The organism is Andreprevotia sp. IGB-42, assembly GCF_009848685.1.
Lineage (GTDB): Bacteria > Pseudomonadota > Gammaproteobacteria > Burkholderiales > Chitinibacteraceae > Andreprevotia.
Genome location: NZ_WXTX01000006.1, coordinates 95,481 through 109,328, shown reverse-complemented (window position 1 = coordinate 109,328; position 13,848 = coordinate 95,481). Strand labels below are relative to the sequence as shown.

The following is a 13,848-nucleotide window of genomic DNA, read 5'->3' as shown; positions in this document are numbered from 1 at the left end:
CAGAAATGGATAAGCTTCAGAAACTCATCGAAGAGAACGTGGCATGGCTGATCGTGCTGACCGTGCTCACGCTCAGCGTGGCCATGATGGTCGAAATCCTGCCGCTGATGTTCTCGAAATCGACCACGCAGCCGATTGCCGGCGTCAAGCCTTACCCGGCGCTGCAATTGGCTGGCCGTGACATCTACATCCGTGAAGGCTGTTACAACTGCCACTCGCAGATGATCCGCCCGTTCCGCGCGGAAACCGAGCGCTACGGTCATTATTCGGTGGCCGGCGAATCGGTTTACGACCACCCCTTCCTGTGGGGCTCCAAGCGTACCGGGCCAGACCTGGCACGCGTAGGTGGCCGCTATTCGGATGAATGGCATCGTGCCCACCTGATCCGCCCGCAGGATGTAGTGCCGGAATCGGTGATGCCGTCGTTCCGCTGGCTGGCTGCCAATCCGGTGGATTCTGCTGTGATGCCGGCCAAGATGGCCGCGCTGCGCAAAGTTGGCGTGCCGTATACCGATGCCGACATTGCTGCTGCCGTGAAGGACACCGAAGGCAAAACCGAAATGGATGCGCTGATCGCCTACCTGCAAGGCCTGGGCCTTGCATTGAAGAACAAGAGGTAAACACATGGAGATTCAGGACATCGCCCGCATTGCGGCTACCGTGGCCGGTTTTGTGTGCTTCCTCACCATCTGCGTGTGGGCATACAGCAAGCGCAGCCGCGCAGGGTTCGAGGAGGCTGCCAACGCGCTCATCCTTGACGAGGACACCCCCAAGGTCGGGTCGCGGCGGGAAGAAACCCTGAACATCCATGCGGAGAACAAGAGATGACAGATTTTTACAGCGGTTTCTGGGGCGTTTACATCGCGGTCATTGTGATCGCCTCGTTGATCTGGCTGGCCTATCTGCTGAAAAGCCAGACAGTGCTCAAGCTCAAGAAAGGCGAGACAGCCGAAGTCCTGCACCACAAGTGGGATGAAGACCTGCAGGAATTCAACAACCCGCTGCCGGCGTGGTGGGTAGGCCTGTTCATCCTCACCATTGTCTTTGCCGTGGGCTACCTGATTTTCTACCCAGGCCTCGTGGTATTCGGCAACGTCTGGAACTGGACGTCGACCGGCCAATACCAGAAGGAAGTGGCCAAGGCGGACGACAAGTACGGCCCGCTCTACAACAAGTTCATCAATCTGCCGATACCGGAAGTGGCCAAAAGCGCCGAAGCACGCGATATGGGCAAGCGCCTGTTCGGCACGTATTGCATCCAGTGCCATGGCGTGGACGCACGTGGTGCCAAGGGCTTCCCCAACCTGACCGATGCGGACTGGCTGTACGGTGGCGAACCCGCCAAGATCGAGAAGACCATCGCCGCTGGTCGTCACGGCGCAATGCCTGCTTTCGGCGCGGCATTCGGTGAAGAGAAGATCAAGGACGTTGCCAACTTCGTGATCAAGCTGTCGGGCCGCCCGCACAACGAGCTGCGTGCAGCGCGTGGCGAGGCCACCTTCAAGCAGGTTTGCGCGGCCTGTCACACCCCGGCCGGTACCGGCAACCAGGATGTGGGCGCACCGAACCTGACCGACAAGATCTGGCTGTATGGCGGCTCGGAAGCCACCATCATCGAAACCGTCACCAACGGTCGCAACAACGTGATGCCGGCGTGGAAGGAATTCCTCGGCGACGGCAAGGTTCATGTACTGGCCGGCTATGTATACAGCCTGTCGCACAGTGAAACCAAGTAAGGTTCTTGCTGTCTGGTAAAAGGCGGGCGGGATGCAATATCCCGCCCGTTTTTCCTGATCAAGCTGCTTGATGAGAGTGATTCGCAGCCACCGGATCATTGCCATCAATCAGTTCTGAAGCGAGCGCTGCCATGAGCAAAAAACTGGCCGACATCCCCGTCAAGGTGATCCCTGCAGACGGGCCGGATGAATACGAGGAGATCTCCCTCTACGCCAAGCACAAGAAAGTCTATCCACGCTGGATCACCGGTTACTGGAACAACTGGCGCATCTTCTTCGTTTTTGCCACCCAGCTGTTTTTCTACGGCATGCCCTGGCTGCAGATCAATGGCCGGCAGGCACTGCTGTTCGATCTGAGCCAGCAGAAGTTTTACATCCTGGGTCTCGTCTTCCTGCCGCAGGACTTCATCTACCTGACCGCGCTGTTGCTGATGTGCGCGCTCGGCCTGTTCGTGTGGACGGCGATCGGCGGACGGCTATGGTGTGGCTATTCCTGTCCGCAAACGGTGTATACCGAGATTTTCCTGTGGATGGAAAAATGGGTGGAGGGTGACCGCCCTGCCCGGCTCAAGCTCGACAACGGCCCCACCGATGCGCGCAAGATCCGCCTCAAGGTCACCAAGCATGCACTGTGGATCACCTTCGCGCTGTGGACAGGCTTCACCTTCGTTGGCTACTTCGTACCGATCCGCACACTGTGGACCGATACGCTGACCTGGACCATCGGCCCCTGGGAGGGCTTCTGGGTGCTGTTCTACGGCTTTGCCACCTATGGCAATGCCGGCTGGCTGCGCGAACAGGTATGCAAGTACATGTGTCCGTACGCGCGCTTCCAGAGTGCAATGTTCGACAACGACACGCTGATCATCAGCTACGACGCCGAGCGCGGTGAAACGCGTGGCCGTCGGCAGAAAGGCAGCGACTACAAGGCGGAAGGGCTGGGCGACTGCATCGATTGCACCATGTGCGTGCAGGTCTGCCCGGTCGGTATCGATATCCGCGATGGCCTGCAGTACGAGTGCATCGGCTGCGCCGCGTGTATCGACGCCTGTGATTCGGTGATGGACAAGATGAGCTATCCGCGTGGCCTGATCCGCTATACGTCGGAAAATGCGCTCAAGCACCAGTATGTGGAGCAGGACCTGGTCAAGCGCATCGCCCGCCCGCGCGTGCTGATGTATGGCGTGGTGCTGCTGGTGGCGCTTGGTGCCACTACGGCAGCGCTGATGTTGCGACAGCCGGTGAAAGTCAACGTGGCACGCGACCGCGTATCGCTGGTGCGCGAAACCGACGAAGGCTGGCTGGAAAACAGCTACCGGCTGCAGATCGAAAATGCCGATGAAAAGGCGCATGTCTACCGGATCAGCGCGGACGGCCTGCCCGGGATGAAATGGATAGTCGATGGCGGTAACCGTGTCAGCGTGCCATCCACGGGCATTGCCGACGTGGGTATCCGCCTGCAGGCGGACCCAGCCAATGTGGGGCTCGGCAGTCATGAAATCCGCTTCCTTATCCAGGCCGAAGACGATGCCAGCGTGCAGACCAGCGAGAAATCGAGCTTCATTGGTCGTTGATCGCCGCAGGCCGAAGCCCCCGAAGTAAACCCAGGCGCCCACTCCCGGTGGGCGCACACTGAACGAGTTTTCACATGCAGATGACATCCAACCCGCCCAAGCCCTGGTACAAATCATTCTGGCCCTGGTTCTTGTTCACCTTGCCCGCCATTGCCGTGGTCGCCAGCATCTACACCTTCGTACTGGCCGTGCGCAGCGATGATGGCGTGGTCGATGACGACTATTACAAGCAAGGCCAGGCCATCAACCAGGATCTGGGCCGTGATCAGGCTGCAGTGAAACTGGGTATCTCCGCACAGTTCATGCTGGGCGCGGATGGCCGCACCGTGCGCGTCGTGCTCGCCCGGCCGCTGGCGGCGACGCCAACGCTGCAGCTCGATGTACTGCACCCCACCCAAGCCGGGCTGGATCAGCATGTCAAGCTGCACGCGGACGGCCCGCAGATGTATTCCGGCCAGTTGGCCAAGGCGCTGGTGCAACCTCGCTGGGACATCGAACTGGGCGACGAGACCAACCAGTGGCGCCTGCGCGGCCTGTGGAAAACCGGCTCGGGCGAACCGCTGCAATTGCCAGCCAGGTAATCCCTTATCATCATCCGTGCTGCGGATGTGCTTGAATGACACTGGGCTGCGGCTTCAACACCATTTGCGGCTAGAATCCTGCCCAGGCATCCAATCGATCCATGCACACGGGGGCATACATGCAGGCATACCGGGCCGTTCTTGCCGTATTCGGCTTTTTCATCGCACTGGTGCTGGGGGTGGCTGCGCATGCAGCAGAAGCAACGGCCAGCGCGCCCGTGGCGGCCCCGGCCGAACTGACCTATCTGAACCGCCCCATCGTCACTTTCCGCAGTGACCTGGCCGGTGCCAGCCCGCGTATCCGCGTGCAGCGCGCGGCAGACGTGCTGGAGCGCTTGCCCGAACGCGAGCTTGATCAGCCTATTGATCACATGCAGGTGATTTTCGGCAACGAGCACGTGACCGTGTTCCGGCTGGGCGACAGGTTGCTGTTCTCGCTGCTGCCCACCGACCTCGACCCGGCCGACCCGCGCAAGTTCGAACAGCTGGTGAAAGACACCGAATCCCGGCTGCGCAGCGTGCTGGACGCACATAAGCGGCAGATCCACTGGCCCAACCTGATACGCGGGGTGCTGTATGCGGTCGTTGCCACCGCGCTGTTGCTGGCACTGGGCTGGGGGCTGAACCGGCTACGCAGCAGGATGCTGAGCCTGGTGCAACGCACGATAGAACAACACCTGCTCACCCGTACCAATAAGGGGTTCGACTGGACAGGCTCTGCATTCCAGCTGGCGCGCCGCATTGTCGAACTGAGCGCCGTGTTCGCGTTCCTGGCCTTGCTTTACCTGTGGTTCGTCTACGTACTGGAACGCTTTCCGGTCACGCAACCCCTGGGCGAGCGGTTGGGCGATTTCCTGCTGACCTTGTTGGGCCGCATCGGCCAGGGCTTTCTGGATGCCATTCCCGGCCTCGTGACCGTGGTGGTGATCGTGCTGATCACCCGCGCGGTGCAGGATCTCGTTACCAACCTGTTCGAAGCCGTGCAGCAGGACCGGGTCTCCATACCCGGCCTGCATCCGGATACCGCAGGTGCCACCCGCCGCATGGTATCGGTGCTGATCTGGGCACTGGGGCTGACCTTTGCCTACCCGTACATCCCGGGCTCGCAAAGCGATGTGTTCAAGGGCTTGTCGGTACTGTTCGGCATGATGCTGACGCTGGGCTCTGCCGGCATCGTCAACCAGTTGATGAGCGGCATGGTGCTGATCTACTCGCGGGCGCTGCGCAAGGGAGACCTGGTGCGCGTGGGCGATACCGTTGGCGTGGTGACCGAGCTCAACACGCTGTCGATCAAGCTGACCAACCTGCGCAAGGAGGAGATCACCCTGCCGAATGCGGTGGTGGTCGGCAACACCATCCGCAACTACACGCGCCAGGCGGGCCCTGGCGGGGCGATGCTCTCCACGACGGTGACCATCGGCTACGACACGCCATGGCGCCAGGTGCACGCGATGCTGGTGAATGCCGCGCTGAAGACCGATGGCCTCGTGAAGGAGCCGCAGCCCTACGTGCTGCAGCGCGCATTGTCGGATTTCTATGTGGAATACGAGCTGTTCGCGCAGATCCCCAATCCACTGGAACGCGCACCGGTCCTGTCCGAGCTGCATGCCCATATCCAGGATGAATTCAACGATGCCGGCGTCCAGATCATGTCGCCGCATTTCGAAGATCAGCCCAAGGAGGCCGTGCTGGTACCGAAGGACAAGTGGTTCACGCCACCTGCAAAGCCTTGACACAACGGGCCGGTGCTACTCCAGGTAGCGCCGGCCACCATAACCGGTTACGCTCATCATGAAGCGCACCAGCGCAAAGCAGCCCCATACCAGCGCCCGCAATGCCCAGCCGGCGCGTGATACCCGCTCTGCCTCGATGCGGCGCGAATATTTGTCCATCTTGCGGCGCAGATCAGCGCGCAACTCATCGGCCAGTTCTCCGTCCCGCACGAACAGGTTGGCCTCGCGCGCCAGCAGCAGGCTGAACGGATCCAGGTTGCTCGAGCCCACCGTCGCCCATTCGCCGTCGATAACCGCCACCTTGGCATGCATGAAACCGGCGCTGTATTCGTAGATCTGGATACCGGCAGTGATGAAACGCCGGTAATACGCGCGCGTGGCCCAGTGCAGCAGGAAGTGATCCACCTGCCCCTGCAGCAGCAGAACCACGTTCACACCCCGCTCTGCTGCCGCCCGCAGCTCCTGCCGGAAGCGGTAGCCTGGCAGGAAATAGGCGTTGGCAATGATGATTTCGCGCTTCGCGTAGCGGATGGCGCGGCGGTATTCCTTTTCGATGTCATGCCGGTGATTGAGGTTATCGCGGATCACGAAATGGGCTGAAGTCGGCCCGTAGAACCGCCCCGGTACCACCAGCGGTTCGGACTTCTCCACCCAGTCCTGTTCCAGCTGCACCAATGCGGTTTGCCGCCACATGCGTTGCACCGCGTTGCGTATGCGTGCCACAGCGGGGCCTTCCACACGCACCGCATAGTCGTAGCGCGGCGCCAGATTGAGGTGTCCGGGTTCGATATCGGTCAGGATATTGATGCCCCCGACAAAGCCCACGCGCCCGTCGAACACTGCCAGCTTGCGGTGCAGGCGACGCAGGCGCGCGCGGTTCAGTGACAGCCGCTTGATCTCGGGGCGGAAGAACAGCAGGCCGGCACCAGCGTCGGCCAGTTCCTGTTGCCAGTGGGAGGGAAAATAGCGCGCGCCAAATCCATCCAGATGCAGCCTGACCCGCACACCACGCCGGGCGGCCGCTGCCAGTGCTGCCACCACGCGCCGGCCGATATCGTCAGCCTCGAACAGATAGCTTTCCAGATAGATTTCGTGCCGGGCGGCCGCGATCTCTTCCAGCAACAGCGGAAAGTAATCGGTACCGTTGTAAAGCAGGCGCACCCGGTGCCCCGGCTGGAAGGTATTGCGCTGAAAGAAATGGGTCCGCAAGCGCCTGGCTGAATCACGCCATACCTGCATCAATGCGCCTCGTGCCGCGTCATCACCGTATACAGCGGCGCATGGTCGGACAGGCCAGCCCATGGTGCCCCGGTCAACACATTGGCGGTTTCGATCTGCATGCCGCGCACGTAAACACGATCCAGCGTCAGCAAGGGAAGCCGGGCCGGGAAACTGCGCGCGGGTGCGCCGTGCAATGTTTCAAACGCTTCGTTCAGGCCCAGCTCCCTGGACAGGAAAGGCGTTGCTTCGCGCCGCCAGTCGTTGAAATCGCCGGCCAGCACCAGCGGTGCATGCATCGGCACCTCGGCCTGTATGTATTCGGACAGCAGTGCCAGCTGCTTGCGGCGATCTGGTGCGCGCAGGTTCAGGTGCACCGACAATGCGTGCAGCGGCCGATCCCAACCGTTGACGTCCAGCACCGCGTGCAACAGCCCGCGCTGTTCCAGTTTGTGCAGCGTCAGATCGTGGTTATCCCAGCGCCGCACCGGAAAGCGCGACAACAGCGCATTGCCATGATGGCCGTGGCGATAATTGGCATTACGCCCGTAGATGGCGGTGAGTTCTTCACCTGCCAGGTATTCATATTGCGGATCCTGTGGCCAGTGCGCAAAACGTTGCGCGTGTCCATGGTGGGCGCCTTGCACTTCTTGCAGCAACACCAGGTCTGGCTCGAGCGCGCGCATCGCCTGGCGCACGTCGTGCACCACCAGCCGACGGTTGAACGTCGAAAGTCCCTTGTGCAGGTTATAGCTTGCAACACGCAAGGTCAGGCTCATGTGGGCAGCGGGCTCGGCCAGTAATGATCAACTTTCAGCTTAGCATGATGCGGGGCCGTTTCCGCGGCAACGGGTTGTCATGGCAATAATTGCACGCCACCGCCCCGGTGCCAGGTATTAGGCCATGCATGACGGCGCGCAGCACCTTCAGCTCAGTGGCATATCCGTTCAGCCAGCATGCGGATCGCCTCGGCATTGGAGGGCGAAAACACCATTTCGGCTGCGGCCTGCCAGCTCACCCACCTGAAGCGGGTGTGCTCACCGGGCGCCAGCGTGACCGGTTGCGCCGTTGCCACTTCTAGGCTGAATACATGCTCGGTATTGATCATCACACCGGGCGCATAGCGGTGACGCCATACCTCGTAGATCTCGTAATCACTGCTGTGCTGCCAGTCACGGAATGCATTGCTGTCCAGCACGATGCCGGTTTCCTCGGTCACCTCGCGCCTTGCGGTTTCCAGCAGGGTTTCTTCGCCTTCGCGGCTGCCCGTGACGGATTGCCATGCTTCGGGAAAATCGGCACGTTCGATCAACAGCACCTGCAAGTCGGGTGTATGTATAACGACCAGTACAGAAATCGGTTGTTTGTAAGCCATCGGCGCATTATACAATCGACCTACGCAACCCATATCGCTCCCGCCATGTCGCTTAATCCACTTGTGCTGCGCGCCGATTTCCCGCTGTTCGATCACTACCCGGACCTTGTCTACCTGGACAATGCGGCTACCACGCAGAAGCCGCGGCAGGTGCTGGATGCGGAGCGGCATTTCTACGAAACCGCCAATGCCAACGTGCACCGGTCTTCGTACCGGCTCTCGGGCCTTGCCACCGATGCATTCGAGGGCGCGCGCAATACGGTGGCGCGTTTCCTCAATGCAGGCAGCGCGGATGAAATCATCTTCACCCGAGGCGCCACCGAGGCGATCAACCTGGTGGCAAACAGCTGGGGCAGCGCCAACCTCAAGCCCGGCGACGAAATCCTTGTTTCCGGCTACGAGCATCACGCCAACATCGTGCCATGGCAGCTGATTGCCGCACAGACCGGCGCCATCGTCCGGGCGATTCCGGTCTTCCCCGATGGCACGCTGGATCGCACCTCTTTCCTGTCGCAGTTGCAGCCACAAGTCAAACTGGTGGCCATCACGCATGCATCCAATGCCATCGGCACACACCTGCCGGTACTGGAACTCGCGGCGGCCGCACACGTAGCAGGCGCCAGGGTGCTGATCGACGGCGCACAGGCAGTCGCGCACGAGAACGTGGATGTACAGGCGCTGGGTGCGGATTTCTATGTATTTTCCGGCCACAAGGTGTACGGCCCGACCGGTATCGGGGTGCTGTATGGCAAGGCCGAGCTGCTGGCCGACATGCCGCCCTGGCAGGGTGGTGGCGACATGATCGACAAGGTGAGTTTTGCTGGCACCACGTTTGCAGCGCCACCGGGCCGCTTCGAAGCCGGCACACCGCCCATTGCACAAGCTGTAGGCCTCGCTGCTGCGCTGGACTGGCTGAGCAAACTCGACCGCGCCGCGCTTAAACAACACGAAGCACATCTGTGTGCATTGCTCGATGCCGGGCTACGCAAGATTCCTGGCGTGCGGGTGCTGGGCGCCACCACCGAGCGTGCGCCGCTGCGCTCGCTCATCTTCGACAACGCACACCCCTACGACGTTGCGCAGTTCCTTGACGGGCGCGATATCGCGGTGCGTGTGGGCAAGCACTGCGCGGAGCCATTGCTGGATGCGCTGGGCGTCAACGGCACCTTGCGCGTGTCGTTTGCCGCATACAACACCACGGCAGACGTGGAGCGTTTCCTGCAGGCACTGGCAGAAACACTGGAAGAACTGGCATGAGTGGCGCGGCACAGCACGAGATCGAGCAGGCATACGCGCATCCTTTCGGCGCGCAGATTGACCGCGCGGCATTGTCGCAACGGCTGGATGCCGCGGGGGGCTGGGAAGCCAAAAGCCGCCTGCTGGTACAACTTGCGCGCGAGCTGCCAGGCCTGCCAGAACAGGAGAAAAACGATACCAACCGGGTCAGCGGCTGTGAAAGCACCGTGTGGTTGATTACCCGCTGGCAAGATGGTCGGCTGCAGGTAGCAGCAGATAGCGATTCACGCGTCATCAAGGGCCTGCTCACGCTGCTGCTCACCGCGTACCACAACCGCAGCGCGGATGAGATCCAGCGCTTCGATATCGAAGCATGGCTGGCCAGCCTGGGCCTCGTGCGATTCCTGTCCGCATCACGCGGTAACGGCATCCGTGCCATTGCCACGCGCATCATCGAAGCCAGCAGACAGCCTGCCGGCTGAATCCGCTGATCGTGCTCAGGCGATAGGCTGGCGCGCCTCGATCTCCTGGCACAGCTGGTACTGCTGCGGCAATTTCTCGCCCAGGAAATCCAGGAAGGTGCGCACCGCCGGCAGCAGCCCGCGCCGGCTTGGAAACACCGCGTGCACCAGCCCGGCAGGCGGGTTCCACTCCGGCAACACGCGCACCAGCCGCCCGGCCCAGACATCGGTGTGCACCATGAAGGCCGGCAGCACCGCCGCGCCGATGCCGCCCAGAACCGCTTCACGCAATACCTGCAGATCATCGATCACGAAGCGTGGCTGGTGATTCACCTCGGCTTTCTCGCCATCCGGCCCCAGCAAGGTCCAGCTGGCGCGCCCATCGGTGGCGGACATCGCTACCGTATCCAGCCAGCCCAGTTCGTCCAGGTTCTTCGGCGTGCCCTGGCGTAGCAGTTGCGCCGGGCTGGCCACCAGGTAACCCCCATTTTCGCCCAGCGTCTTCACCACCAGCGTGGCGCTGTCCTGCGGTGTGGGACGCACACGCAGTGCAATGTCGATGCCCTCCTCGATCAGATCCACCGGCCGGTTGGTGACAATGATCTGCAGCCGCACTTGCGGGTGTGCAGCCAGGTATTCCGGCAGCAGCGGCCCCACATTGAATTGCGCCAGTGTAACCGGGCAGCTGACACGCACGATGCCGCGTGGCTCTGCCTGCAAGGCTTCGATATCCTCGCGTGCGGCATTGGCTTCGTCGCGCACCACCACGCAGTGCCGGTAGTAGCGCTCGCCCAGGTCAGTGAGCGCCAGCTTGCGCGTGGTCCGCTGCAGCAGGCGTACGCCCAGCGCGGCCTCCAGCTCGGCAATGCGCCGCGACAATCGCGACTTGGGTATGCCCAGCGCCCGCCCGGCGGCGGCAAAGCCGCCATGGTCGATCACTTCGGCAAAAAACAGCATATCGTTGACGTCCTGCATCGTACCTATCCTTGTTGCGCAAGCCATGTTGCTGGTCATTGTCCTGCTGATGGAACAATTTATCGCATTTTTGCCAGCTTATCAGCATGCCGCGCTGCGGGCAGAATTCATTCCAACGCCGCATCAACCGCGACGACACCCACAAAGGAGCTTGAAAATGAAACTGCTGCACATCGATTCCAGCGTCATGGCCGGCAACTCGGTCTCCCGCCAACTGACCGCCCGCATCGCTGCCGAATGGCAGAAAAGCCAGCCCGGCCTCGTGACTGACTACTTGGACCTGGCCGAATCGGCCCCCAGCCATCTGTCCAGCGATTCACTCGGTTTCCGCCTGGGTGCAGATGCCACCAGCGAAGTGCAGCGCACCGAGAACGCGCTGTCTGAAGCACTGGTTACACAGTTCCTGGCCGCCGACGTGATCGTGATCGGCGCGCCGATGTACAACTTCTCGGTACCCAGCCAGCTAAAGGCGTGGATCGACCGCATTGCACAGGCTGGCCGCACCTTCAAATACACCGAAACCGGCCCGGTTGGCCTTGCCGGCGGCAAGACCGTGATCATTGCTTCCACCCGTGGCGGCGTGTACTCCACCTCTGAAGCGATGCGCGCGCTGGATCATCAGGAAAGCTATCTGAAGACCGTATTGGGCTTCCTGGGTGTGACCGACGTGCGTTTCGTGCGTGCCGAAGGCGTGGCAATGGGCGATGCCAGGAAGGCAGAAGCACTGCAGTCGGCTGAGAAGGAAATTGCTGCACTGGCTGCCTGATCGGCAGCCTGCAAAAGGAAAAACCGGCTCACAAGGCCGGTTTTTCATGCCGGGCGTATCGCGCTACGATCAGCCCGGCGCTGATGCGGCAGCCTTTGCGCTACCGCGCCGGCAATGCTGCGCCACCGGCGAGCCCTGCAGCAGCAAGGTGCTATCAGCCAGGCTGCCCTGCCAGCGATAGCCGCTGCCCTGCCAATCGAAAGTGGCTTCGGTGCTGCCGCGATCATTGAGCACATATGGTTTGCCCAGCCAGCGCAGGTAGATGGCCTGCCCTTCCACATTGGTGGTGATGCGGAAGGTCTTGTCCTCGTCGCAATGGAAAGAGCCAGTCCAGCGCAACGGGTGCGCTGCCAGTGCACTGCCGTGTATTGCCAGCAGCAACACCAGCGAGATTGTGTTTCTGCCCATGGTGGTTCTGTTCATGATCATCGCTCCTCCTTGCCTGATATCCAGATCGAAAACACCAGCCACAAGCTATTGGCAAATGCCACCAGGAAGCCCAGGAAACCCAGAGCCGGCATGCCGAACAGTGTGGGGCCCGCCTTGACGGTCATCACGATGCTGGAACCGATGATCAGGCAACCGGTGACGATGCCCATGGTTAGCCGGTTGGCGCTGCGGGTGATCTGCGCGCCAAAGCTCTCCAGCCGTTTCAGATCCAGATCGATCTTGATGTTGCCACGCCGCGCCTGCTTGATCAGCTTGCCGATATCGCGCGGCAAACCGGCCAGTACATTGAAGCCCTCGATTACGCTGTCCTTGCCCTTCTTGAACAACGCTTGCGGTTTGAAGCGGTTGATGATGACTTCCCGCACGAATGGTGTGAGGTGCTGCACCATCTGGAAATCCGGATCGAGCTGGCGTCCCAAGCCCTCCAGCGTGATCAGTGCCTTGAACAGCAGCGTCAGGTCCGCCGGCAAGGTGATTTCATGTTCGCGCATGATGGCTGCCACGTCATTGAGCAACATGCCGAACGAAATATCCTTGAGTGGCAGATTCTCATAATTGAACATGAAGTCCGCAATATCCGCGCCCAGCTTGTCTTCATCGACCACGGTATCGCCAGTCCATTCCATCAGCACTTCAAGAATGTCATGTTCATCGCGCTTGGCCAACGCCGCCAGCAGATCGACGATCTGATCGCGCCGCGGGTGCGGCAAACGCCCCACCATGCCGAAATCCAGGAAACCGATACGGTTGCCAGGCAGGAATTTCACGTTGCCAGGGTGCGGATCGGCATGGAAATAGCCGTCGATCAGGACCATTTTCAGCACCGCATCCGCACCGCGCGCGGCCAGCAACTTGCGATCCAGCCCGGCGGCATCCAGCGCAGCCATATCGTTGCCGATCATGCCGCCCATCCAGCTCTGCACGTTCAGCCGTTCCGAGGTGTAATCCCAATACACCTTGGGAATATCCACCTCTGCGTGTTCGGCAAAATTTTGCGCAAAACGTTCCTGATTACGCGCTTCCGACGACAGGTTCAGCTCGCGCTTGAGCGATTTGCCGAACTCCTCGACGATTTTCACCGGCTGGTAGCGCCGGGTTTCCGGAAACTCGAACTCCATCAGGCTGGCGATGTGATGCAGGATGCGCAGATCGGCATCGATCTTGATCGTGATACCCGGTCGGCGCAGCTTGAGTACCACATCTTCCCCACTGACCAGTTTCGCATGATGTACTTGCGCAATCGATGCGGACCCCACCGGATCCGGGTCGATTTCACTGAATAGCATGTGCGGGTCCATGCCCAGGATATCCACCAGCTCGGCATTGATCATGCTGTATGGCATGGCCGGTACATTGTTCTGCAGTTTCTCGAATTCGGTGATCCATTCCGGGCCGAATACGTCCACCCGGGTAGCCAGTACCTGACCCAGCTTGATGAAGGTAGGCCCCAGTTCCTCCATCGCCTTGCGCACCCGTACGGGTGGATCAAGCTGCTCCACTTCATGATTGCCCGGCAGGTGCAGCAGGTCTCCAGCACGCTCTATGCCCTTGGCCAGGCCCAGCCTGTTCACCAGATTGCCCAAACCATGCCGCATCAATACGGCAATGATTTCGCGCACGCGCGGCAGATCGCGCATGACGGTGAAGGTTTCCTTGAGCATGAGGCCTCGCTGAGCGGATTCGGGGTTGGGTTGCCAGTGTAAATCTGTTGCGGATTTTAGGCTTTACAGGCCATTAACACAC

Annotated in this window: 15 protein-coding genes; 9 read left to right on the top strand and 6 right to left on the bottom strand. The window is 60.9% G+C overall.

The annotated features are described in order from the left end of the window. Positions 1-5 precede the first annotated feature (5 nt). From ccoO to IGB42_RS10900, 6 genes are all read left to right on the top strand, one after another. Positions 6-620, top strand: a complete 615-nt coding sequence (ccoO, locus tag IGB42_RS10925) for a cytochrome-c oxidase, cbb3-type subunit II (protein ID WP_159671418.1) — start codon at positions 6-8, stop codon at positions 618-620. Between the two features lie 4 nt (positions 621-624). Continuing rightward, complete coding sequence (locus IGB42_RS10920; RefSeq protein ID WP_159671416.1) at positions 625-828, top strand: cbb3-type cytochrome c oxidase subunit 3; 204 nt, start codon at positions 625-627, stop codon at positions 826-828. Beyond that, positions 825-1,736 carry a cytochrome-c oxidase, cbb3-type subunit III gene (gene ccoP, locus IGB42_RS10915; protein ID WP_159671414.1) on the top strand — a complete coding sequence of 304 codons (912 nt, stop codon included), beginning with the start codon at positions 825-827 and terminating at the stop codon, positions 1,734-1,736. The genes IGB42_RS10920 and ccoP overlap by 4 nt, the downstream gene beginning before the upstream one ends. 131 nt (positions 1,737-1,867) lie before the next feature. Then, positions 1,868-3,310: a cytochrome c oxidase accessory protein CcoG gene (ccoG, locus tag IGB42_RS10910; RefSeq protein WP_159671411.1), complete on the top strand. Its 1,443-nt coding sequence runs from the start codon at positions 1,868-1,870 to the stop codon at positions 3,308-3,310. Positions 3,311-3,384: 74 nt separating this feature from the next. Next, the gene (locus IGB42_RS10905) at positions 3,385-3,891 is read left to right on the top strand and encodes a FixH family protein (protein ID WP_159671409.1); all 507 of its coding nucleotides are present in this window, start codon (positions 3,385-3,387) and stop codon (positions 3,889-3,891) included. Between the two features lie 119 nt (positions 3,892-4,010). Next, positions 4,011-5,624, top strand: a complete 1,614-nt coding sequence (locus IGB42_RS10900) for a mechanosensitive ion channel family protein (protein ID WP_159671407.1) — start codon at positions 4,011-4,013, stop codon at positions 5,622-5,624. A 15-nt stretch (positions 5,625-5,639) separates the two neighbouring features. Here IGB42_RS10900 and clsB read toward each other — a convergent pair whose 3' ends face one another. The 3 genes from clsB to nudB form a co-directional block, all read right to left on the bottom strand. Further along, positions 5,640-6,863 (bottom strand): cardiolipin synthase ClsB, encoded by a 1,224-nt coding sequence (gene clsB / locus IGB42_RS10895; protein WP_159671405.1) that lies wholly within the window; start codon positions 6,861-6,863, stop codon positions 5,640-5,642. Next, positions 6,863-7,621, bottom strand: coding sequence for an endonuclease/exonuclease/phosphatase family protein (locus tag IGB42_RS10890; protein ID WP_159671403.1), 759 nt, complete (start codon positions 7,619-7,621; stop codon positions 6,863-6,865). Before IGB42_RS10890 ends, clsB begins: the two co-directional genes overlap by 1 nt. Positions 7,622-7,773: 152 nt before the next feature. Continuing rightward, on the bottom strand, positions 7,774-8,217 hold the full coding sequence (nudB, locus tag IGB42_RS10885; protein ID WP_159671401.1) for a dihydroneopterin triphosphate diphosphatase: 444 nt from the start codon (positions 8,215-8,217) through the stop codon (positions 7,774-7,776). Between the two features lie 45 nt (positions 8,218-8,262). On the opposite strand from nudB, the gene IGB42_RS10880 reads away from it, so the two are divergent. Both IGB42_RS10880 and IGB42_RS10875 read left to right on the top strand, forming a co-directional pair. Further along, on the top strand, positions 8,263-9,474 hold the full coding sequence (locus tag IGB42_RS10880; protein ID WP_159671398.1) for an aminotransferase class V-fold PLP-dependent enzyme: 1,212 nt from the start codon (positions 8,263-8,265) through the stop codon (positions 9,472-9,474). Beyond that, positions 9,471-9,935, top strand: a complete 465-nt coding sequence (locus IGB42_RS10875; RefSeq protein WP_159671395.1) for a SufE family protein — start codon at positions 9,471-9,473, stop codon at positions 9,933-9,935. Before IGB42_RS10880 ends, IGB42_RS10875 begins: the two co-directional genes overlap by 4 nt. A 15-nt stretch (positions 9,936-9,950) precedes the next feature. On the opposite strand, the gene IGB42_RS10870 is transcribed toward IGB42_RS10875, so the two are convergent. Beyond that, the gene (locus IGB42_RS10870) at positions 9,951-10,889 is read right to left on the bottom strand and encodes a LysR substrate-binding domain-containing protein (protein WP_159671392.1); all 939 of its coding nucleotides are present in this window, start codon (positions 10,887-10,889) and stop codon (positions 9,951-9,953) included. 157 nt (positions 10,890-11,046) lie between these two features. Here IGB42_RS10870 and IGB42_RS10865 point away from each other — a divergent pair, with 157 nt between their 5' ends. Beyond that, entirely contained in the window at positions 11,047-11,655 is a 609-nt protein-coding gene (locus tag IGB42_RS10865) for an FMN-dependent NADH-azoreductase (RefSeq protein ID WP_159671389.1), read from the top strand. Positions 11,656-11,724: 69 nt separating this feature from the next. Here the strand turns inward: IGB42_RS10865 and IGB42_RS10860 are convergent, their stop codons facing one another. Both IGB42_RS10860 and IGB42_RS10855 read right to left on the bottom strand, forming a co-directional pair. Beyond that, complete coding sequence (locus IGB42_RS10860; RefSeq protein ID WP_159671386.1) at positions 11,725-12,078, bottom strand: hypothetical protein; 354 nt, start codon at positions 12,076-12,078, stop codon at positions 11,725-11,727. 2 nt (positions 12,079-12,080) lie between these two features. Continuing rightward, positions 12,081-13,766, bottom strand: a complete 1,686-nt coding sequence (locus tag IGB42_RS10855; RefSeq protein WP_159671383.1) for an AarF/ABC1/UbiB kinase family protein — start codon at positions 13,764-13,766, stop codon at positions 12,081-12,083. Positions 13,767-13,848 lie beyond the last annotated feature (82 nt).